Source organism: Caulobacter sp. FWC26 (assembly GCF_002742645.2).
Taxonomy (GTDB): Bacteria; Pseudomonadota; Alphaproteobacteria; order Caulobacterales; family Caulobacteraceae; genus Caulobacter.
On sequence record NZ_CP033875.1, the window covers coordinates 2,332,007 to 2,353,542 of the forward strand.

Annotated in this window: 20 protein-coding genes and 2 pseudogenes; 2 read left to right on the forward strand and 20 right to left on the reverse strand. The window is 64.7% G+C overall.

Annotated elements, in window-relative coordinates:
* Positions 1 to 16: 16 nt before the first annotated feature.
* From CSW63_RS12625 to rpsB, 8 genes are all read right to left on the reverse strand, one after another.
* Positions 17 to 1,213: an RIP metalloprotease gene (locus CSW63_RS12625; RefSeq protein WP_062093346.1), complete on the reverse strand. Its 1,197-nt coding sequence runs from the start codon at positions 1,211 to 1,213 to the stop codon at positions 17 to 19.
* A gap of 22 nt (positions 1,214 to 1,235) precedes the next feature.
* Positions 1,236 to 2,435 carry a 1-deoxy-D-xylulose-5-phosphate reductoisomerase gene (locus CSW63_RS12630; RefSeq protein ID WP_062093347.1) on the reverse strand — a complete coding sequence of 400 codons (1,200 nt, stop codon included), beginning with the start codon at positions 2,433 to 2,435 and terminating at the stop codon, positions 1,236 to 1,238.
* The gene (locus CSW63_RS12635) at positions 2,423 to 3,268 is read right to left on the reverse strand and encodes a phosphatidate cytidylyltransferase (protein WP_082749278.1); all 846 of its coding nucleotides are present in this window, start codon (positions 3,266 to 3,268) and stop codon (positions 2,423 to 2,425) included. The genes CSW63_RS12630 and CSW63_RS12635 overlap by 13 nt, the downstream gene beginning before the upstream one ends.
* Entirely contained in the window at positions 3,228 to 4,007 is a 780-nt protein-coding gene (uppS, locus tag CSW63_RS12640; protein WP_062093348.1) for a polyprenyl diphosphate synthase, read from the reverse strand. The genes CSW63_RS12635 and uppS overlap by 41 nt, the downstream gene beginning before the upstream one ends.
* Positions 4,008 to 4,057: 50 nt before the next feature.
* Entirely contained in the window at positions 4,058 to 4,624 is a 567-nt protein-coding gene (frr, locus tag CSW63_RS12645; protein ID WP_062093349.1) for a ribosome recycling factor, read from the reverse strand.
* Between the two features lie 24 nt (positions 4,625 to 4,648).
* Positions 4,649 to 5,389: a UMP kinase gene (gene pyrH, locus CSW63_RS12650; protein ID WP_062093350.1), complete on the reverse strand. Its 741-nt coding sequence runs from the start codon at positions 5,387 to 5,389 to the stop codon at positions 4,649 to 4,651.
* A gap of 177 nt (positions 5,390 to 5,566) precedes the next feature.
* The gene (gene tsf / locus CSW63_RS12655; protein WP_062093351.1) at positions 5,567 to 6,505 is read right to left on the reverse strand and encodes a translation elongation factor Ts; all 939 of its coding nucleotides are present in this window, start codon (positions 6,503 to 6,505) and stop codon (positions 5,567 to 5,569) included.
* 150 nt (positions 6,506 to 6,655) lie between these two features.
* Positions 6,656 to 7,462, reverse strand: a complete 807-nt coding sequence (rpsB, locus tag CSW63_RS12660; protein ID WP_062093352.1) for a 30S ribosomal protein S2 — start codon at positions 7,460 to 7,462, stop codon at positions 6,656 to 6,658.
* 344 nt (positions 7,463 to 7,806) lie between these two features.
* Between rpsB and CSW63_RS12665 the strand changes: the two genes are divergently transcribed.
* Positions 7,807 to 8,457 (forward strand): haloacid dehalogenase-like hydrolase, encoded by a 651-nt coding sequence (locus tag CSW63_RS12665; RefSeq protein WP_062093353.1) that lies wholly within the window; start codon positions 7,807 to 7,809, stop codon positions 8,455 to 8,457.
* Positions 8,458 to 8,576: 119 nt separating this feature from the next.
* Here CSW63_RS12665 and CSW63_RS12670 read toward each other — a convergent pair.
* The 3 genes and pseudogenes from CSW63_RS12670 to sidA form a co-directional block, all read right to left on the reverse strand.
* Positions 8,577 to 8,978 (reverse strand): annotated as a pseudogene (locus tag CSW63_RS12670) (class I SAM-dependent methyltransferase); the annotation flags it as partial.
* A gap of 156 nt (positions 8,979 to 9,134) precedes the next feature.
* Positions 9,135 to 12,566, reverse strand: a complete 3,432-nt coding sequence (gene dnaE / locus CSW63_RS12675) for a DNA polymerase III subunit alpha (RefSeq protein ID WP_062093354.1) — start codon at positions 12,564 to 12,566, stop codon at positions 9,135 to 9,137.
* 35 nt (positions 12,567 to 12,601) lie between these two features.
* Complete coding sequence (gene sidA, locus CSW63_RS12680; RefSeq protein WP_096051222.1) at positions 12,602 to 12,691, reverse strand: cell division inhibitor SidA; 90 nt, start codon at positions 12,689 to 12,691, stop codon at positions 12,602 to 12,604.
* A gap of 165 nt (positions 12,692 to 12,856) precedes the next feature.
* Between sidA and CSW63_RS12685 the strand changes: the two genes are divergently transcribed.
* The gene (locus tag CSW63_RS12685; RefSeq protein WP_062093384.1) at positions 12,857 to 13,816 is read left to right on the forward strand and encodes a nucleoside hydrolase; all 960 of its coding nucleotides are present in this window, start codon (positions 12,857 to 12,859) and stop codon (positions 13,814 to 13,816) included.
* Here CSW63_RS12685 and CSW63_RS12690 read toward each other — a convergent pair.
* From CSW63_RS12690 to CSW63_RS12730, 9 genes and pseudogenes are all read right to left on the reverse strand, one after another.
* Positions 13,813 to 14,499 carry an ABC transporter ATP-binding protein gene (locus tag CSW63_RS12690; protein WP_062093356.1) on the reverse strand — a complete coding sequence of 229 codons (687 nt, stop codon included), beginning with the start codon at positions 14,497 to 14,499 and terminating at the stop codon, positions 13,813 to 13,815. The two genes, CSW63_RS12685 and CSW63_RS12690, sit on opposite strands and share 4 nt — an antisense overlap.
* Positions 14,492 to 15,772 carry a lipoprotein-releasing ABC transporter permease subunit gene (locus CSW63_RS12695; protein ID WP_062093357.1) on the reverse strand — a complete coding sequence of 427 codons (1,281 nt, stop codon included), beginning with the start codon at positions 15,770 to 15,772 and terminating at the stop codon, positions 14,492 to 14,494. The genes CSW63_RS12690 and CSW63_RS12695 overlap by 8 nt, the downstream gene beginning before the upstream one ends.
* On the reverse strand, positions 15,772 to 17,103 hold the full coding sequence (proS, locus tag CSW63_RS12700; RefSeq protein ID WP_062093358.1) for a proline--tRNA ligase: 1,332 nt from the start codon (positions 17,101 to 17,103) through the stop codon (positions 15,772 to 15,774). Before proS ends, CSW63_RS12695 begins: the two co-directional genes overlap by 1 nt.
* Positions 17,103 to 17,518, reverse strand: a pseudogene (locus tag CSW63_RS12705) (hypothetical protein). The gene proS and the pseudogene CSW63_RS12705 overlap by 1 nt, the downstream one beginning before the upstream one ends.
* Before the next feature lie 18 nt (positions 17,519 to 17,536).
* Complete coding sequence (locus tag CSW63_RS12710) at positions 17,537 to 17,797, reverse strand: DUF1467 family protein (protein WP_062093359.1); 261 nt, start codon at positions 17,795 to 17,797, stop codon at positions 17,537 to 17,539.
* Positions 17,797 to 18,216, reverse strand: a complete 420-nt coding sequence (gene mce / locus CSW63_RS12715) for a methylmalonyl-CoA epimerase (RefSeq protein ID WP_062093360.1) — start codon at positions 18,214 to 18,216, stop codon at positions 17,797 to 17,799. The genes CSW63_RS12710 and mce overlap by 1 nt, the downstream gene beginning before the upstream one ends.
* Positions 18,217 to 18,322: 106 nt before the next feature.
* A complete protein-coding gene (locus CSW63_RS12720; protein ID WP_062093361.1) occupies positions 18,323 to 20,002 on the reverse strand; it encodes a ribonuclease J in 1,680 nt (559 codons plus the stop codon).
* Complete coding sequence (locus tag CSW63_RS12725) at positions 20,002 to 20,787, reverse strand: type III pantothenate kinase (RefSeq protein WP_062093362.1); 786 nt, start codon at positions 20,785 to 20,787, stop codon at positions 20,002 to 20,004. The genes CSW63_RS12720 and CSW63_RS12725 overlap by 1 nt, the downstream gene beginning before the upstream one ends.
* Complete coding sequence (locus CSW63_RS12730) at positions 20,784 to 21,536, reverse strand: biotin--[acetyl-CoA-carboxylase] ligase (protein WP_062093385.1); 753 nt, start codon at positions 21,534 to 21,536, stop codon at positions 20,784 to 20,786. The genes CSW63_RS12725 and CSW63_RS12730 overlap by 4 nt, the downstream gene beginning before the upstream one ends.

Below are 21,536 nucleotides of genomic sequence, written 5' to 3' on the forward strand. Positions count from 1 at the left end.
GACGGAGGACGGACGTTCACGTGAACAGTCCGCCGATGAATTTGAACACGTCGTAGCGGTTTAGGTCGTTCCACGCCGCGAACAGCATGAAACCCAGGATCAAGGCAAGCCCCGCGCGGAAGCCGGCGGCTTGGAATTCAGCCCGGAGAGGCCGCTTCGCCACGGCTTCATAGGCGTACATCACCAAATGACCGCCATCGAGAACAGGAATCGGCAGCAGGTTCATGAAGCCGATGCTGACCGACAGGCTCGCGATCAGCCAGAACTGAGAATAGAGCAGCCCGATCATCAGGGCCTTGCCATTGGGGGCCTGCTCCACGACGCCATTCGTCACGGCGCCGGCGGTATGGCCAATGCCGATGATGCCACTGATCTGGTCGGCAGGCAGTTGCCCCATAAGCAACCGGCCGAGGTAGAACGCGATGGTCCGGATCATATCCCAGACCTCGACCGTCGCGTCGGGAATGGCGCTCAGCAGCGATGAGCGCTCAAATCGACCACCAGGCGCGCTGCGCAGGCCCAATTCGCCGACCTTTACCCGGCCGCTGATTTCGTTTTGACGCTCCACAAGGCGCGGCGTCGCGGTGAGATGCACGGTGCGCCCTTCCCGCTCGACCGCGAAGTCGATGGGCATGTTCGCCCGTAGGGCCACATAGCCCTGAATGTCCTGGAAGGAGCGAATGCGGCGGTCGTCCGCCTTCAGAATCACGTCGCCGGGCTTAAAGCCTGCAACAGCGGCCGGCGTTCCGGCGACAACCTCCCCGACGGCGGTGGAGGTCTTCTGCGCGCCAAACGCTACAAGGATCACGGCGAAAACGAGGATTGCCAGAACAAAGTTCGCCAACGGTCCCGCGACCGCGATGAAAGCGCGTTGCCAAACGGGTTTGAAATGGAAGTAGCGGTTGACCGCGTCATCGCCCTCCCGGCGGCTGATTTCACGTCGCATCGCGTCGAGGTCGTTCTGGTCAGGAACGCTCGCGGCGTTCTCGTCGCCGGCGAAACGGACATAGCCGCCAAGCGGCAAGGCGGCGATGCACCATTCCACGCCGGTCTTGTCCCGCCAGGAAATGAGCGGGGCCCCAAAACCGATGGAGAAACGGTCGATCGCCACGCCGCAGGCGCGCGCCGCCCAGAAGTGTCCGAGCTCGTGCACCGTCACGACGACGGACAGCACGAACACCAAAGACACAAGCATGATCAGAAAGCCGATCATCGCGCGAAAATACTCTCCCCGGTCAGGCCCGCAGACGCTTCTGCGCGACAACCTCGGCCGCAATGCGGCGAGCAGAGGCGTCGATCCACATAGCGTTCTCGACAGCCTCGTCGTCTGCGACAGCGAGATCGCCCAAGCTGTTCATCCGCTCAAGGGTCCCCGCCACCGCGGCGGCAATATCGAGAAACCCGATACGCCGGTCAAGGAAGGCCGCAACGGCGACTTCGTTGGCGGCGTTCATGGCCGCTGGCGCCCCCCCGCCCAGCCTTAGGGCTTCGCGTGCGATTTCGATGGCGGGAAAACGCGCAACATCCGGCGACTCGAAGGTCAACTGACCGTACGCGGCGAGATCGAGGCGCGGCGCCGGCCACGGCAGGCGATCAGGCCATGAAAAAGCGCAGGCGATCGGCGCCCGCATGTCCGGCGGCCCCAGTTGAGCCAAGGTCGAGCCGTCGACATACTCGACAAGGCTATGAATGACGGACTGCGGATGGATCACGACGTCGATGCGCTCTTCCGGCGTTCCGAACAGGTATGACGCCTCGATCATCTCAAGGCCCTTGTTCATCATCGTCGCGGAATCGACCGAAATCTTGGCGCCCATAGACCAATTCGGGTGAGCGATGGCCTGTTCGGGCGTGGCCCGCGCCATGGCCGACATGTCCCATGTCCTGAACGGTCCCCCAGAGGCGGTCAGGATCAGGCGCGAAACCCGCTCGACGCAAGCCGGCTGCAAGACCTGGAAAATGGCCGAATGCTCGGAGTCCACGGGTATCACCGAGCCTCCCGCCGCCTTGGCGATCGCCAGAAGCGCCGGCCCCGCGCAGACGAGGCTCTCCTTGTTCGCCAGCGCGATCACCGCGCCGGTGCGCGCGGCCGCCACCGTCGGTGCAAGGCCTGCCGCGCCAACAATGGCGGACATCACCCAGTCCGCGCCCATGGCCGCAGCCTCGCGGACGGCCTCTGCGCCTGCGGCCACCTGAACCCCCGTCCCGGCCAGGCCTAACCTCAGGTCTTCAAGTCGGGAGGAGTCTTCGATCACGGCGACCCGGGGCCGCCAGCGCCGGGCCTGCGCAATCAGTCTCTCGACGTTGCGTCCAGCGGTCAGCGCAAGGATTTCCACCGACGCGCCGGATTCCTCGAAGAGGCTCAGGGTCGAAAGGCCGATCGATCCGGTCGAGCCCAGCACCACCACCTTGCGCGGCGAGGTCAATGCGCCCATCCGACATAATCGACCAGCCTCACGGCCGCGATAACGATAGCCGCGAACATCAGTCCATCGACACGGTCGAGAAGGCCGCCATGCCCGGGAATGAGGTCGCCGCTGTCCTTGACGCCGAACCGGCGCTTCAACATGGACTCCCAGAGGTCGCCGGCCATGGTGGCCAGGCCGCCGAGCAGGCCGATCAACGCCGCGACCGGCCAGATCAGTTTCAGGTCCGCCAACCAGGCCACAGCGACAGCGCCGATCGTGGCGGCCGCAAGCCCGCCGACGAAGCCTGACCAGGTCTTGTTGGGCGAGATTCGCGGCCAGAGCTTTGGCCCTTTGAAAATGCTCCCGGTGACATAGGCGAAGATGTCAGCGAACCACGTCACCACAAAGAGCAGAAGGGTCCAGCCAAGGCCGTCGCTCAAAGATCGCACCCAGACCAGAGCGATCACCGCAGGCGCGATATAGACCACGCCATAGGCCGCGTCCGCGCGTCGCTCGACCGCGCCGCGCGCGATCAACCCGGCCAGGAATGAGCCGGCAAGCACCACGGCCCAGGCTACCAGGAAGGCTTGCAGGAAGGCGGCGATCACCGCCAAGGCGCAAAATACGCCGACTACGGCGCCCACGGCGTTGGGCGCCTTGGGAGCGCTGATCTTGCCCCATTCGCGCGCCAGAAGAGCGACGCAGACCAGGGACAAGGCCATGAACCAGTAGCCGCCCAGCCACACGGCGGCCACGACTGTGGGCACGAGCACGGTCGCCGAGACCACGCGCGTCCGCAGATTGCCCCAGTTGAAGCGCTTAGCCGGCGACGGCGACGTCATCGGCGGCGACCCCTCCATAACGGCGGTCCCGCCCTCGATACTCAGCGATAGCCGCCGCGAGCGCTTCGGGGCCATAGTCGGGCCAGAGCACGTCCTGGAAAACCAGCTCGGCGTAGGCGCAGTCCCAAAGCAGGAAGTTGGAAAGGCGACGTTCGCCGCTCGTGCGAACGATCAAGTCAGGCGGCGGGGCAGCGGCCGTCGACAGCAGGCCCTCGAAAACGTCCTCGTTCAATTCCGAGGCCTTGGCTTCGCCCCGCTCGACGCGCTCGGCGAACGCGCGGGCGGCGTCGGTGATATCGGCGCGGCCGCCATAGTTGAAAGCGACCTGTAGCACGAACTCAGAGTTCTGAGCCGTCCGGCGCTCGGCGCGCTCGATCACCTCGGCGATGTCGGCGGAAAGACCCGAACGACGACCAATGATACGTACGCGAACACCCGCCTTGGCCAGACGTTCCAGGTCAGACTCGACGTAAGCCTTCAGCAGCCCCATCAACTCGGAGACCTCTTGGGCGGGCCTACGCCAGTTCTCGGTCGAGAAGCCGAAAACCGTCAGCACACCGACATTCTGGCTCTGAGCGCCCTCGACGGTGCGCTTGAGGGCGTTTACGCCCGCGCGATGCCCCAGCACGCGCGGAAGGCCCTGCCGCTTAGCCCAGCGTCCGTTGCCATCCATGATAATGGCCACGTGCAGACGCGCCTCGGACGCTGGCCTTTCGGCGCGCCCTAAAACGTCCTGCGGACCGGTGGTCGCCGGCATTCGCTCCAACCTTCCCTCGTCGCTCCCCATCAAACTCGCGAAGCGGGCGATTAGACCTGCATGATCTCTTGTTCCTTGATTTTCAAGGCCTCGTCGATGCGCTTGATGGCGTCATCGGTGATCTTCTGGACCTCGTTTTCCATCTTCTTGCGCTCGTCCTCAGCGATCGCGCCATCCTTCTCGGCCTTCTTGAGGTCGTCGTTGGCGTCGCGGCGGACGTTGCGCACAGCGATCTTTTGCTGCTCGGCGTATTTGCCGGCGATCTTCTGGAGGTCCTTGCGGCGCTCCTCGGTCAGCGGCGGAATCGGAATCCGCAGGTTCTGCCCTTCCACAACCGGATTGAGGCCCAAACCGGAAGCGCGGATGGCCTTTTCGACGGACACGACGACGCCGCGATCCCAGACGCTGACGTTGATCTGGCGCGGCTCGGGCACGCTGACCGAAGCCACCGCGTTGAGAGGCGTCGTGGAGCCATAAGCCTCGACCATGACCTGGTCGAGAAGGCTGGCCGAGGCGCGACCAGTGCGCAGGCTGGCGAACTCTTCCTTCAAGGCGGCGATGGTCTTGTCCATGCGATCGCGGTAGCGCGACAGAACGGGTTTTTCGGCGGCGGCCATGTGGCTCTCCTCGCTAGAAGTGATTCAGGCGGCGCGGTCTTCGGCGACCACGGTGTGGGTTCCCTCGCCTCGCAGGACGGTCAGCAGGTTGCCGCGCCCCTTGATGGAGAAGACCACGATCGGAATGTTGCTGTCGCGCATCAGCGCCACGGCCGAGGCGTCCATGACCCGCAGGTCCTTGGCCAGCACGTCCATATAGGTCAAGCGGTCATAGCGCTCGGCCTTCGGATCCTTCTTCGGATCGGCGGTGTAGACGCCGTCGACGCTGGTGCCCTTGAACAGAGCATCGCAGTCCATCTCGGCCGCGCGCAGCGCGGCAGCGGTGTCGGTGGTGAAGTAAGGGTTGCCGGTGCCGGCGGCGAAGATCACGACGCGCCCCTTCTCCAGGTGGCGCTGGGCGCGACGGCGGATATAGGGCTCGCAGACCGTCGCCATCGGAATGGCCGACTGCACACGGGTCTGCACGCCGATGCGTTCCAGCGCGTCCTGCATGGCCAGGGCGTTCATCACCGTGGCCAGCATGCCCATATAGTCGGCGCTGGACCGCTCCATCCCCTTGGCCGCCCCGGCCATGCCGCGAAAGATGTTGCCGCCGCCGATGACGAGGCACAGCTCGACCCCCGACTTGACGATTTCCGCCACGTCCTCGGCGACCGACTGAACCGTATTGGTGTCGATTCCGTACGGCGTATCGCCCATCAGGACCTCGCCGGACACTTTCAGCAGGATGCGGCGATATTTTTGGGGCGCGCTGGTATCGGACATGGGACCGCTATTCCTGAGTCGTCGGCACGCACATTACGTGCGTTCTACAGAAGTGGGATGGATTTTGCCAACCACGGCGCGCACGCCGGATGGCAGACATGATAAGGGCGCGGCGCGCGTCGAACGCGCCGCGCCCTCAGTCTTGATCCGACGTCATGCGACGCCGGCGATCGGCCCTTAGGCCTGACCGGTCATCGAGGCGACTTCAGCCGCGAAGTCGTCTTGCTTCTTCTCGACGCCTTCGCCCAGGGCGAGACGCGTGAAGCCTTTGACGGCGACCGGAACGCCGAGGGTCTTGGCGGTTTCGGCGACCAGTTGTTCGACGGTCTGGTCCGGGTTCATGACGAAGGCTTGCTTCAGCAGCACCACTTCTTCCAGGAACTTGCGGATACGGCCCTCGATCATCTTCTCGACGACGGCGGCGGGCTTGCCCGACTCCAGCGCCTGCTCGGTGAAGACGGCCTTTTCACGCTCGATGGCGGCCGGGTCCAGATCGTCCGGCGACAGCGACAGCGGCGAGGTCGCGGCGACGTGCATCGCGATCTTGCGGCCCAGCTCGCGCAGGGCGGCCTTGTCGCCGGTCGACTCGACGGCCACCAGCACGCCGATGCGGCCGAGGTCCGGCGCGGTGGCGTTGTGGATGTACGAGGCGACGACGCCGTTCTCGACCGACCACTTGGCGGCGCGGCGGACCATCATGTTCTCGCCGATCGTGGCGATCAGGTTGGTCAGGTGGTCCTGAACGGTTTCGCCGCCAGCCAGCTTGGCTGCGGTGATCGCGTCGACCGAACCGTCGGTGCCGAGCGCGGCGCCAGCGATCTGACGGGCGGCGCCTTGGAACAGGTCGTTACGCGACACGAAGTCGGTCTCGGCGTTCACTTCTACGGCCGTGGCGGTTTCGCCCGCGCCTTGCTCGGCGGTGGCGATCGCGACGAGGCCTTCGGCGGCGGCGCGGTCAGCCTTCTTGGCGGCCTTGGACAGACCCTTGGCGCGCAGCCAGTCGATGGACGCTTCGATGTCGCCGTTGTTTTCAGCCAGCGCCTTCTTGCAGTCCATCATGCCGACGCCGGACTTTTCGCGCAGTTCCTTGACGAGGGCGGCGGTGATCTCAGCCATCGAAAATCTCCAGATTCAAACGGTTGGCGACTGGGCTTGTTAGCCCGCCAAATCGATAAAGAGTTGGGACCGGACTACTTAGCCCGGTCCCATGTCAGGGGCGCGACGGTCCCGCGCCGGGCGGTCGCCCAGCTAGGGACACGCGAGAAATCAGCCTTCAGCCGATTCCGGAGCCGCTTCGGCGGCCGGAGCTTCCGGAGCCAGTTCGCGGGCCAGGGCCGGCTCGACCGGGGCCACGGCGGCGCCCAGGTCGACACCCGAAGCGGCTTGACCGGCGGCCAGACCGTCGAGGACGGCGTCGGCGATCAGGTCGCAGTAAAGTTGCAGGGCGCGGGCGGCGTCGTCGTTACCCGGGATCGGGTAGGTGATACCGTCCGGATCGCAGTTGGTGTCGAGGATGGCGACGACCGGGATGTTCAGCTTGCGGGCTTCCAGGATCGCGATCGCTTCCTTGTTGGTGTCGATCACGAACATGATGTCGGGGATGCCGCCCATGTCCTTGATGCCGCCCAGCGACAGTTCCAGCTTGTCGCGCTCGCGGGTCAGCTGCAGCAGTTCCTTCTTGGAGCGGCCTTGGGCTTCGCCGGCCAGGACGCCTTCCAGCTCGCGCAGACGAGCGATCGAGCCCGAGACGGTGCGCCAGTTGGTCAGGGTGCCGCCGAGCCAGCGGTGATTCACGTAGTACTGGGCGCAGCGCTTGGCGGCCGTGGCGACCGGGTCGCTGGCCTGGCGCTTGGTGCCGACGAACAGCACGCGGCCGCCGGCGGCGGCGACTTCACGGACCTTCACCAGGGCTTGGTGCAGCAGCGGGATCGTCTGCGACAGGTCGATGATGTGGATGTTCGAGCGCGAACCGAAGATGTAGCGGTCCATCTTCGGGTTCCAGCGGTGCGTCTGGTGACCGAAGTGGGCGCCGGCTTCCAGGAGCTGACGCATGGAGAATTCGGGAAGAGCCATCGGGCCTTTATCCTTTTTCCGGTTGAACCTCCGTGGACACCCCCGATCCAGACCATTCTGGAGCGGGACCGGAACGGCGACGCCGGGATGTCTCCCCAATGCAGCCGAACGTCCACGTGTGGAATGGCCGCGCAAATAGTCGCTACTGAGCGAAAAGGCAAGCCCGTGCTTCGCGCCGTCACGGGTGAAATATGTTCGCCGGGGGTTTGAGGCGCTCGGGCGCGGCTGTCGTCATCGCCATCGAGAGCCCGAGCCGCCAGCCCTTATCCACAGGGCTGGAGCGCGCTGTCGCAAATCCTCCATGCGACCGTGGCTCATTGGAACCGGTGGTACGGGGAACGGTGATGCTCGCGGTTTTCGATATGGACGGTACGTTGCTGAACGGCGACTCCACAGCGATGTGGCTGTGGGCGCGCGCGAAACGATCGCCGCTGCGGATGTTGGCCACCCTAGCCGTCGCGCCGGTCGCCGTGCCGATGGTCGCCCTCCCTTTCACCCGCCGCACTGGAGCTTCGATGCTGCTCTGGATCTCGACGGCGGGACTGTCGGAACAGAAGCTTTTAGCATCCTGCGATACGTTCGCCCACGCGTTCGTCGAGAAGCGCTGCGGCCTATCGTGGAAGCCGCAAGCGCTCGCCACGTTGGACAGTCACGTCGCCGCCGGCGACCGGGTCGTCGTGGTCACCGCCGCCCCGCTGTGCTTGGCGAACGCCCTGCTCCGCACTCTGGACCGTCGCGTGGAGGTGCTCGGCACTTCGTTGAAGCCAGGGCTTGGAGGCTGGGTCGCCAACATCCACTGCCGCAACCAGCGCAAGTGCCAGGCCCTGGCCGAGGCCGGTCACGGCGCTCGCTGGGCTTATGCCTATACCGACAGCCTCGACGACCTGCCGATCCTGCGCGCGGCTGACAAGCCCGTCATCGTCAAGGGCGGCAAGGCGGCGGAGCGACGGCTGTTCCGGGCTGGATTGATGAACGGGCGCGCCGCAGCCTGGTGAAGCAGCGGAGTCTTAAGCAAGGCCGCCTCCGCCGATGGCAAATTGAAATAGCGGCCCAGGCGGTCGCGCTCATCGCCCTTTTCTGCGCCAATCTTGTCGCTGGCCGCGTGAAAACCACCCGGCTTCAAGGCACGAACTATCCGACTCAGCACGCCCCGAAGCGCCAGGAACGGCACATGCAGCAAGCTGGCGTTGGCCCACACCGCGTCATAGGCCCGCTCCGCATCCAGTTCGTCGAACCGCATGACCCGCACTGATTGTCCAAGCCTCGACTCGGCTTGGCTGGCCATGGCGGCGACGCCGTCGGTCGCATCGACGTCGAAGCCTTGCGCCAGCATCGCCACGCTGTCGCGCCCGTCGCCACAGCCCAGTTCCAGGGCCCACGCTCGGGGCGGCAAGCGCTCGAGGAAGGCCTCTAAGGTCCGACTTGACGCGCTGCGAGCGTTCGCCGCGTAGATGGACGCATGGTCGGCATAGAACTGCAGGGTCTGGCCATCGTAGGCGGCGAGGGGCGACGTCATGATGATCCCAACCCTCCGCCCATGAAAACGCCATCCTGAGAGGCATGAGCAACAAGCGCGACCTTCAGGGGGATCCGGCCCCGGACCGACACCTAACTACAGTCCTAGCGCTCCTCACCGGGGAAAGGCGAACAAAGGCAACGCAGGAATATATTCCTATACATCTTCCAAAAGCGCGACACCTGGCGCAGTCTTCAACGCACCGCGCAGCGCCGCATCCAGAGTATAGCGCCCGGGCAAGCGAAGTTCGATCTCCCGCCCGCCGCCGATCGCCGCGACGAAGGTGACCTCGCCGCCCTTCTGAGCCTGCGCGGGTTCAAGGCGACGCTTCAAGGCGTCGATCTCGGCGGCTGACGGCGATAGGTGAACGCGCAGACCCGCCACGACGTTCTCCACCGCCTTCTCGATCGGTTCGGCGTCATCGCCGAAGAAACGCACCTCGCCGTCCCGCGCCTTAGCGCGGACCTTGATCGCCACAGCCTTGCCCGGCTCAAGCACATCGCGGCATTTGCGCAACGACTCCGGCGGATACAGGACCTCGTACTCACCCGTAGGGTCAGACAGGGAAACAAAGGCGAACTTCTCGCCGCTTTGCGAGGCTCGCTCCTGCCGCCGGCGCACCACCCCACACATCCGGAAGGCTTCCGCGCCGGCCTCGGCCTGGGCCATGGCTTCGGCCAGCATGACTGTGCGGCGGCGCCGAAGCATGCCGACCATGTCCTCCAGCGGGTGTCCTGTCAGGTAGAAGCCGACAGCCGACAACTCCTCATCCAGAAGATCGACTTGGTTCCAGTTCTCGGTCTTGGACAGACGGGGGCGACCAGCGCCCGGGTCGGAACCGAAGAGGCCGCCCTGCCCGCCCTGGCGGTCGGCGTGACAGCTCTGAGCGTGGGCGATCAGGACATCGGCCGAGGCGACGATCTGGGCGCGATTCTTGTGGATCGAGTCAAAAGCCCCGGCCCGCGCCAGGTTTTCAATCGCCCGCTTGTTGACCTGCTTGGGGTCGATGCGTTCGACGAAGTCGAAGATGTCGCGGAACGGGCCGCCCTCCTCGCGCACCGCTACTAGGTGCTTCATCGCCTCGAGACCGACGTTACGGATCGCGCCGAGCGCATAGAGCACTTCGCCATTCTCGACCTCAAAGTCAGCGCCGGACCGGTTCACATCGGGCGCGCGCACCGTGATCCCGAAGCGGCGCGCGTCCTGATGGAAAACGGCTAGCTTGTCGGTGTTCGACAGGTCGAGGCTCATCGAAGCCGCGAAGAACTCGACTGGTGTGTTCGCCTTCAGCCAAGCGGTCTGGTACGAAATAAACGCGTAGGCGGCAGCGTGCGACTTGTTGAAGCCGTAGCCGGCGAACTTGGCGACCAATTCGAAGATGGAGCCAGACTGCTCCTCAGGAACGCCCTTCTCCTTAGCGCCAGACACGAAACGGATCTTCTGAAGATCCATCTCCTCCTTCTTTTTCTTGCCCATAGCCCGGCGCAGGAGGTCAGCTTCGCCGAGGCTGTAACCTGCCAGGATCTGGGCGATCTGCATCACCTGTTCCTGGTAGACGATGACGCCGTAGGTCTCTTTCAGCACCGCCTCCAGCGAGGGGTGCAAGGTGTCGACGGGCTTGCGGCCAAACTTGCAGTCAACGAACGTGTCGATGTTATCCATCGGACCAGGACGATAGAGTGAGATCAGCGCGGTGATCTCCTCGATCGAGCCGCAGCGCATCTTGCGCAGCGTGTCGCGCATGCCCTGGCTTTCCAGCTGGAACACGCCGACGGTCTGACCGGAGGCAAGCAACTCGTAGGTTTTGGCGTCGTCGAAGGGCAGCTTACCCAGATCAATCTCGAAGCCGCGTTTTTTCAGGTGCTTCACCGCACGGTCAAGCACGGTCAGCGTCTTCAGGCCCAGGAAGTCGAACTTCACCAGGCCCGCGCTTTCAACCCACTTCATGTTGAACTGGGTGGCCGGCAGATCCGAACGCGGATCCTTGTAGAGCGGCGTCAGTTGCGTCAGCGGCCGGTCGCCGATCACCACGCCGGCCGCGTGGGTCGAAGCGTTCCGGAACAGGCCTTCCAACTGGAGCGCGACGTCCAGGCAGGCCGAGACGTTGGCGTCTTCCTTCTTGGCCTGTTTGAGGCGGGGTTCCAGATCGATCGCCTGGGCCAGGGTCACCGGCGCGGCGGGGTTGTTCGGCACCATTTTACAGAGCCGGTCGACGAGACCGAGCGGCAACTGCATCACGCGTCCCACGTCACGCAGAACAGCGCGCGCCTGTAGCGAGCCGAAGGTGATGATCTGAGCAACGCGATCGCGGCCGTACTTCTCCTGCACGTACGAGATCACCTCTTCGCGCCGCTCCTGACAGAAGTCGACGTCGAAGTCGGGCATCGAAACCCGCTCGGGATTAAGGAAGCGCTCGAACAGCAGACCAAACCGGAGCGGGTCGAGGTCGGTGATGGTCAGCACCCAGGCCACCAGCGAGCCGGCGCCCGAACCCCGTCCAGGACCAACCGGGATCCCGTGCGCCTTACCCCATTTGATAAAGTCCGACACGATCAGGAAGTAGCCGGGGAAGCCCATCTTCTTGATGATGCCGAGCTCGAAATCGAGCCGCTTCCAATATTCTTCCTCGGGCGCCGAGAGGGTTAGTCCCTCGAGGCGCATTTTCAGGCCTTCGCGCGCCTGGTGCTCAAGTTCCTCGGCCTCGTTACGACCATCGCCGGTCGGGAAGCTGGGCAGGATGGGATCGCGCTTGTGCACCATGAAGGCGCAGCGTCGGGCGATGTCCAGGGTGTTGTCGCAGGCCTCAGGCAGATCGGCGAACAGCTTGCGCATCTCGTCCGCCGGCTTGAACCAGTGCTCTGGCGTGACACGTCGCCGTTCGTCCTGACCGACAAACGCGCCATCGGAGATGCATAGCAACGCGTCGTGCGCTTCGTAGAAGCCCGGCTTGGCGAAATAGACGTCATTGGTCGCCACCAGCGGCACGTCGTGATCGTACGCCCAGTTGACGAGACCCGGCTCCGCCGCCGCCTGACGCGGAAGCCCATGACGCTGCAGTTCGACATAGAAGCGATCGCCAAACATGCGATGCATCTCGGCCAGGGCCGCCGAGGCCTCGGCGGTCTTGCCGGCGGCGAAGAGAGCGTCGACGGGGCCATCGGTCCCGCCCGACAGCAGGATCAGGCCCTCGCTGTACTCAGCCACCTTGGCCCAAGGAACGACGGGTTCAGGCAGCTCAGCGCTGTCGAGATAGGCGATCGACGACAGTTCGGAGAGGTTGAGGTAGCCCCGCTCGTTCTGGGCCAGCAACATGATGGTCGGCGCACGCGCCCAGCGCTCGGTAGGGCCTCCGCCGATGCCGACCACGGGAATGGCGCAGCCGATGATGGGCTGCACGCCAGCATCCTTGGCGTAGGAGGAGTATTCCAGCGCCCCGAAGAGGTTGGCGCGGTCGGCGAGACCCGCGGCAGGCATCTTGGCCTCGGCGGCCAGCTTGCCGATCTGGTCGGCCTTTATGGCGCCTTCTAGCAGCGAGTAGGCCGAACGGACCCGCAGGTGGACGAAACCTTGCCCCTCCGCGCCCGACATGACCGACCTCCGCTAAATCATCGCCACGCGGCGACTCAGGCCACCAAGTTGGCGACCGTGCACATCATCCAGACGAAGCCGACGACGGAAACAAGGGCCAAAGACTCACGCGCGACACGGATCATCGGAACCTCCACAGATTTCTTGTTTTGTTCCATATTCCGGTTTTGTTCTGTTCACAAGATGTTCCGCACCGGTCCAGTGCATTTTCTTCGTGCGAAAGACCGATCAGTCCCCTGCGGCCCCCGAAACGGGTGGCCAATCCGCTCGGAGTCGGCCAGATCAGCGCCATGCGCCTGATCATCGACACCGACACGGCGGGAGACGACGTGTTCTCCCTGATGCTCGCCCTCACCCGTCCTGGGGTGCAGCTCGAGGCCATCACCATCGCGCACGGCAATGTTGGCTTCGAACAGCACGCCGAGAATGCGCTTGTCACGCTGGAGCGCTGCGGGCGGGCCGGTGAGGTTCCGGTCTATCTCGGCGCCCAGTTTCCTCTGATGCGGGCGCCCCTGGATGCCGCCTACGTGTTCGGCCGCGACGGCATGAGCGACAGCGGCTTTGCGAAGACGGCGCAGCGTCCCGCAGACGGCCACGCGGTCGACGAACTGGTGCGGCGGATCATGGCCGCCCCGGGCGAGATCACCCTGATCGCCCAGGCGCCTCTGACCAACATCGCCCTCGCCTATCAGCGCGAGCCGCGCATCGCCAAGGCGCTGAAACACCTGTGGGTGATGGGCGGCACCGACAACGGCGTCGGCAATGTGACGCCGGCGGCGGAGTACAATTTCTACGCCGATCCCGAGGCGGCCAAGATCGTGGTCAACGCCGGCTTCAACCTCTCCATCGCCACCTGGACCCTGACCTTGAAGGACGGGTTATGGACGACGGAGCAACTGGACGCGCTGGACGCACTGGGCACTGACAAGGCGCGGTTCTTCACGGATGTGAACCGCGCCTCGCTCGCTTTCGCCCGCGAGACCGAGGGCCTGGACGGCAGCCTGCACCCCGACGCCCTCACCTGTGCGATCGCCTTGGACGAGAGCCTGATTCTTGAGGCCGAGCACTGCGTCGTCGATGTCGAAACCGTTGGCGAGCTCACCCGCGGCTATCTGAGCGTCTCACATTCGATTCTGCCTGACATCGAGATCGCTGACCCGGCGCTGAAGCGCCGTGCGCCAAACGCGCGCGTGATCAAGGCAATCGATCGCGAAGGCTTCTTTGCGGCGATGCGAGGCGCCCTGCTCTAGCCTCGCTGGACTTCGAGGTGGCCGTCCTTCAGGGCGACCACCCGATCCATAAACCGCGCGAGCTCCATGTTGTGCGTCGCGATGACAGCCGCAACGCCCTGCTCGCGGCAGACCTGGTAGAGCGATTGGAAGACGGCGCCTGAAGTCGCCGGATCCAGATTGCCCGTGGGCTCATCGGCCAGTAGCAGCTTGGGACGATTGGCCAGGGCTCGGGCGATCGCCACGCGCTGCTGCTCGCCGCCCGACATCTGGGCCGGTTGGTGGTTCAGGCGGTGGCCTAGGCCCAGCCCTTCCAGCAGCGCTTTAGCCCGAGCGTCAGCCTCTCGGCGGCTTTTGCCCGCGATGGTCAGCGGCATGGCCACGTTCTCCAGCGCGGAGAACTCCGGCAGCAGGTGGTGGAACTGATAGACAAAGCCGACCGTCCCCAGGCGAATACGTGTGCGCGCCCGCTCCGAGAGCGTGGAGCAGTCACGTCCCTCCAACGCCACAAGACCAGCGTCTGGCCGTTCCAACAGGCCGGCCGAATGCAGCAGGGAGGACTTGCCAGAGCCCGACGGACCGATCAGGCCCACGACCTCGCCAGGATAGACGTCCAGGTCGACGCCCCGCAGGACGGGCAGATCGCCGGCTTCGGTCTTGTAGACGCGTTCCAGGCCGCGCAGGGCGAGAACAGGATCACTCATAGCGGAGCGCCTCCACCGGATCGAGGCGCGAGGCGCGCAGGGCGGGCGGAAGTGTGGCCAAGATGCTCATGGCCGCCGAGGCCAGGACAATGCCGCCGACCTCGCGCCAATCGATCTTCGCCGGAATGTGCGAGAGCATATAGACGTCGGCATTGAACACCGATGTGCCAGTCGCCCACTCAACGAAGTTCTGGATCGGGGTGATGTAGGCGCAGAAGACCACGCCCAGCGCCAGGCCGCACAGAGTTCCGGCCACGCCGATCGAGGCGCCGGCCATCAGGAAGATGCGCAGCACCGCGCCCTGGCTGGCGCCCATGGTGCGCAGGATCGCGATGTCCTTGCCCTTGTTCTTCACCAACATGACCAAGCTGGAGATGATGTTCAGGGTCGCGATCGCCACGATGCAGAACAGGATCAGTCGCATCACCTTGCGCTCGACCTGCAGCGCGGTGAAATAGCTGTGGTTCTTGTCCATCCAGTCGCTGACCAAGGCTCCGGGACCGCTGGCGACTTCGACCGCCTGCTTCAGCGCCTTGGCGTTGTCGGGGTCGTCGAGCTTGATCTCGACATAGTCGACCGTGGTGTCACGCCCGAAGAACAGCTGAGCCTGCTCGAGCGGCATGTAGATGAAAGCCTCGTCGAACTGGCTCATGCCAACGCTGAAGACGCCGCCGACGATATAGTTCTTCTCGCGCGTCGAGCTGCCGAAGGCCGTAGCCGGGCCGGAGGGGGAAATGACGGTGATCGGATCGCCCGGTTGAACGCCGAGGGTCTGGGCCATGCGATCACCGATCAGCACGATGTCCCCGCCGTACTCGCCCTGGCCAAAGCCCTCCATCGAGCCCTTCTTGATGTTGCCCGAAATCAGCGACATGTGGCGCAGGTCGCTGGTCGTGACGCCACGTACAATGGCGCCCGTCACCTGCGTAGGACCGATGACCATGGCCTGGGCCTCGACCATCGGCGCGGCCTGGATCACCCCCGGCGCGGCCTTGATCCGTCGAATGATGGTGTCCCGGTCAGGCCCGTTGATCAGCGGAGACTGGGCGTAGAGGTGCCCGTTGAAGCCGAGGATCCGGCCGAGCAGCTCGGCCCGGAAGCCGTTCATGACGCTCATCACGGTGATGAGGGCGAAGACCGCCAGCATCACCGCGCTGAACGAGATGACCGAGATCAGCGCCACGCCGCCGTTCTTGCGCTTGGCGAACAGGTACCGGCGAGCGACCGAGCGCTCCCAGCGACTGAAGGGACCGGCGGCGCGGGCGTCTGGCATCAGGCGGTCTTGCTCTTGGTCAGGCCGTCCAGGACGGACTCAAGCGAGGCCGTGTGGCGCTCGCCGGTCTTGCGGTTCTTGATCTCAACGACACCTTCGGCGATGCCCTTGGGACCGACGATCAGCTGCCAGGGAAGACCGATCAGGTCCATGGTGGCGAACTTGGCGCCGCCACGGGCGTCGGTGTCGTCGTACAGCACGTCGCGGCCAGCGGCCTTGAGCGCGTTGTAGGCGGTCTCGCAGGCCGCGTCGCAGGCCGCGTCGCCCTGGCGCATGTTGACGATGCCGACATCGAAGGGCGCGACGCTTTCCGGCCAGATGATGCCGCCGTCGTCGTGGCTGGCCTCGATGATCGCGCCCAGCAGGCGGGAAACGCCGACGCCATAGCTGCCCATCTGCACCGGAACCTGCTGGCCATCCGGCCCTTGGACCGTGGCCTTCATGGGCTCGGAGTACTTCGTGCCGAACGAGAAGATGTGGCCGACCTCGATGCCGCGCGCCGAAAGGCGATCGCTTTCCGGCAGGGCGTTGAAGGCGGCCTCGTCGTGCATCTCCTCGGTCGCGGCGTACAGCGCCGTGCGCTGGTTCACGATCGGCTGCAGGTCGCCGTTGATCCAGTCGAGGTCCGGACCGGGCGCGGGCATCTCCACCAGATCCTTGTGGCAGAACACGGCGCTTTCGCCGGTCTCGGCCAGGACGATGAACTCGTGGGAGAGGTCCCCGCCGATCGGACCGGTGTCGGCCCGCATCGGCACGGCCTTCAGGCCCATCCGCGCGAACAGGTTCAGGTAGGCCACGAACATGCGGTTATACGACTTTCGCGCGCCGTCCGCGTCGAGGTCGAAGCTGTAGGCGTCCTTCATGAAGAACTCGCGGCCGCGCATCACGCCAAAGCGCGGACGGCGCTCGTCCCGGAACTTCCACTGGATGTTGTAGAGGTTCTTGGGCAGGTCCTTGTAGCTCTTGATCGACGCGCGGAAGATGTCGGTGACGACCTCCTCAGCCGTCGGACCGAACAGAAGCTCGCGCTTGTGACGGTCAGTGATGCGCAGCATCTCGTCGCCGTAGTCGTCGTAGCGACCGCTCTCGCGCCACAGGTCAGCCAATTGGATGGTCGGCATCAAGAGCTCGATGGCCCCGGCGCGATCCATTTCCTCGCGGACGATCTGTTCGATCTTGTTCAGCACCCGAAGACCCAGCGGCAGCCAGGCATAAATGCCCGCCGCCTCCTGGCGGATCATGCCGGCGCGGAGCATCAGCTGGTGCGAAACGATCTGGGCGTCGGACGGCGCTTCCTTCAGCACCGGCAGGAAATAGCGCGACAAGCGCATCAGCTTGGAAACTCCGGGAATTCGAGAAGGGCCTGAGATAGCCCCTCGCCCGACAGCTTGGCAACGCAGTAGAGCCTGCCCGGTTCAGAACTTTGATCTGAACCGGATCAGCAGGCTCGCCCATCCAAGCTTGGAAGCGCGACTATCGCAGAAACCGCCCGCCACGTTGTGCGGTCGCGCTTCGGGCTAAAGTATGGCTCCGGCTGCAAAAAGAGAGGCCGCGCGGATCGCCGCGCGGCCTGTCAGTCATCGTCGGGGAAGACGCCACAGAGCGAGACCGGCAAGGCCGATCTCCTGAGAACACCTTACCGACCAAACAGATGTTGGGGCACGGTCATCCGCCGGAAGCGCTAACAATGAGGCCATTAGCCCAAGACTTGAGCGTTTCGAGGCAAAGCGGTCGCCTCTCGCCCAAGCCTTGTGCATTCGCACGTCAGATAGCCGCCGGAAGATCCGGTAGCGTGATCAGCTTGAAGTGCACGATCAGGAAGAACAGGCCGAACACCACGGCCGAGAGCCAGGTCGTGGTGATGAACTTGCGCTTCAGGTTCGGGTTCATCGGCGCCCCGGGATCCACGCCGGGCGGCGGCTTGATCCCGGCTTCGAAGAAGCTGCGCGATCCGAGCGGCAGAACCGCGAACAGAACGGTCCACCAAATGGTCATGTAGATCGCGAACCAGGTGATCGGGCTCATCAGTGATGCGCGTCCTTCGGCGTTTCCATGAGCTCGACAAGCATGCCGCCCATGTCCTTGGGGTGAACAAAGATGATCAGCGTGCCATGTGCGCCGATGCGAGGCTCACCGAGCACCGTTGCGCCCTTGGCCACGAGGGCGTCACGGGCTTCGTAGATGTTCTCGACCTCGAAGCAGATGTGATGCTGGCCGCCCTTAGGGTTCTTGGCCAGGAACCCATGGATCGGGGAACTCTCGCCATAGGGCTCGATCAGTTCGATCTGGCTGTTGGGCAGGTTGACGAAGCAGACCCAGACCCCCTGTTCCGGCATCGCCCATTTGTCGGTGATCGAAGTCGCGCCGAGCAGGTCGCGATACATCTTCACCGACTCGTCGATAGAGGGCGTGGCGACGCCGACGTGATTGAGCTTGCCGATCATCTCGAGGAACTCCCGCTGCTTTTCTGTTGTTGGCTCTTGGCCTAGCACCAGTGCTGCAATGCGGAAAGATAGGGCGTCCACGGTCCGGCTGCGGACGCCCTATCGGTCAGAGCCGAAGAACCGTCGTCTCGACGACCGGCTTGCGCTCCCAGATGCGGAAGGCCGCCTTCTTCACCGCGCGGGAAATCGCGCCCTCAATCGTCTCGTCGATCTCGCGCGCATCGCCGTCCAGTTTTTTATAGGCGCTCTCAGCTTCTTCGCAGAGATCATCCAGCGCGTCATCCAGCGTGTACTCATCGTCGCCCGTCAGGCCGATGCCCCGGATCTGCGGCCCCGAGACGATCTTGTTGCGACCATCGAGCACGATCGACACCGCCAGCACGCCGTTGAAAGCCGCATGGCGACGTTCGCGCAGCGCCTCGCCGTTCTCCGGCGTGACGACGCCGCCATCCACATACAGACGGCCCGCCGGAACCTCGTCGATGATCCCGGGCTGGCCCGGCGCCAGCAGCACCATGTCGCCATTGCGCGGACTAACGGCGTGCGGCACCTGCAGGTCCTTGGCCAGAGCGGCGTGCTCGATCAGGTGGCGACGCTCGCCGTGCGTCGGGACGGCGATGTGCGGTCGCACCCAGGCGTACATCTGGCGCAGCTCGTCCCGGCACGGGTGGCCCGAAACGTGGATTCCGGGCGTATCGCGCTCGGTGTGCAGACGCACCCCGCGGTCAGCCAGCTTGTTCTGCAGGTTACGGATCGGGATCTCGTTCCCGGGGATCACCCGCGAACTGAAGATCACGTGATCGCCCGAGCCCATCTTCACATGCGGATGGCTGCCGTCGGCGATGCGCGACAGGGCGGCGCGCGCCTCGCCCTGGCTGCCCGTGCAGAGATAGAGGACCTCGTTTTCGGGCAGGTGCTTGGCCTGGTCGTCGTTGATGAACGGCTCCAGGCCTTCCAACAGACCGACCGAGCGGGCTGCCGCAGCCATGCGATGCATCGAGCGCCCTGCCAGACTGACCTTGCGACCGCACGCTTGAGCGGCGCGGATTACGGTGTCCATCCGCGCGACGTTGGAGGCGAAGCAGGCCACGGCGATCTTGCCGCTCAGGCTCTGGATCAGATCGCCCAGCGCCTTGCGGACATCAGCCTCGGAACCGGCAGAGCCCTCTTGGAAAACATTGGTGCTGTCGCACACCATGGCCAGCACGCCCTCGTCGCCGAGACGACGGATGGCGGCTTCGTCGGTCGGCGCGCCAAGCTGGGGCTCAGGATCGATCTTCCAGTCGCCGGTGTGCAGCACCGTGCCCAGCGGCGTTTTGATCGCCAGGCCGTTCGGCTCGGGAATCGAGTGGGTCAAGGTAATCAACTCAAGCTCGAACGGCCCGAGTTTGAAGCTGCCGCCCAGGGGCACTTCGGTGATGTCGACCTCGCCCAGCAGATCCGCGTCCCGCAGCTTCTCGCGCAGCAGGAAGGCCGTGAACGGCGTGGCGAAAACCGGCGCCTTCAGGCGCGGCCACAGCCAGTGCACGGCGCCCAAGTGATCCTCGTGGGCGTGGGTCAGCACGATGCCAAGAATATCGTCGGCATAGGGCTCGATATAGGTCGGATCGGGCAGAATGATCTCGACGCCGGGCGTCGTCTGGTCGCCAAACGTCACCCCCAGGTCGACTACGATCCACTTGCGATCATGCGCCGGCCCGAAGCCATAGAGATTGAAGTTCATGCCGATCTCGTTCGACCCGCCCAGCGGCAGGAAGACGAACTCGTCGTTCTTGGACTTTTTCATCAGGTCTCGGAGATGGTGTTTCGTCGATAGATTTCGAGGAGACCCCGGATTGTCAGATCGGAGTCGAAATGGTCGATGCTGTCGGTCGCGCCTTCGAACAGCGAGGCGACGCCGCCTGTGGCGATGACGGTCATGGGCTCGCCACGCTCAGCCTTGATGCGTGAGACGAGACCTTCGATCAGCGAAATATAACCCCAGAAGACGCCCGATTGCATGGCGGATACCGTATCGGTTCCCACGATCTTGTTACCGGCGGGACGCTGGATGGCGATGCGTGGCAGCTTCGCCGCCGCTTCGTGCAGGGCCTGCATCGACAGGTTGATACCCGGCGAGATGATGCCGCCTTCGAAGGCGCCGTCAGCCGCGACGATATCGAACGTCGTGGCCGTACCGCTGTCGATCACAACGAGGGGACCGGGATAGACCATGGCCGCGCCGATTGCGTTGACCAGCCGGTCAGCGCCGGCTTCGGACGGCTTCTCAATGCGCACGTCGATGCCCAGCTTGGCGTTCTCGCCAATGACCAGCGGCTCGACGTTGAAGTAGCGGCGGCTCAGATTGCGCAGATTGAAGATCGACTGCGGTACGACGCTGGAAATGATAACGGCGTCGATCGCCCGGAAACCCAGCCCCTGCATCGACAACAGTTGAGAGAGCCAGACGACATACTCGTCGGCGGTGCGGGTGCTCTCGGTCGCAGAACGCCACTGCGCCACCCACGATGCACCGTCGTGGATGGCGAACATGGTGTTGGTGTTGCCCTGCTCAATGGCCAGCAGCATCAAGCGCCTCCAAAAAACACGTCGCCGGCGGTGATCCGGCGCAGACTTCCATCGGCCAGGCGCAGCCGAAGCGCGCCATCGGCGTCCAGGGCTTCGGCGACGCCTTCAACGGTCTCATGGCCCAGGCGCGCCACGCAAGGCTCGCCCAACCCATGGGCGCGCGCGGTCCAGGCGTCGGCGATGGCGGGAAAACCAAGCCTATCCCAGACCTGGAGCCAAGACTGGAACGTCTCGGCCAAGCCCTCGGCAGCTTGACGGGGGGAAGGCGGGTTTTCGCGGTAGGTGGCGATCGCCGTCGCAGGCCTTTCGGCGTCGATCGGCTTGCGCTTCAGATTCACACCGATCCCCACCGCGAGCCAGAGACCGCCAACCGGCGAAGCTCCGGACTCGATGAGAATGCCGCTAACCTTCAAGCCGCCTAGCAGAGGGTCGTTCGGCCACTTCAGGCTGATTAGCTCGCGCGGGACGTAGCGGGCTAGCAAATCAGCGACCGCCAGAGCGGCGACAAAGGATATCTGCGCCGCCTCTGCCGGGGTTTTGTCGGTGCGGAGCAGCAGCGTCGCGGCGAGGTTGCCCTCGCCGGTCTCCCAGGCGCGTCCCCGACGACCACGGCCGGCAGTTTGCCGAAGACCAACAAGCCACAGAGGCCCGGCCTCGCCTGCTTCGGCCCGACGCCGGGCTTCGGCGTTGGTCGAGTCGATCTCGTCGAGAACGACGATGGGGGGGACGGTGACGGGCGAAGCGCCCGTCAC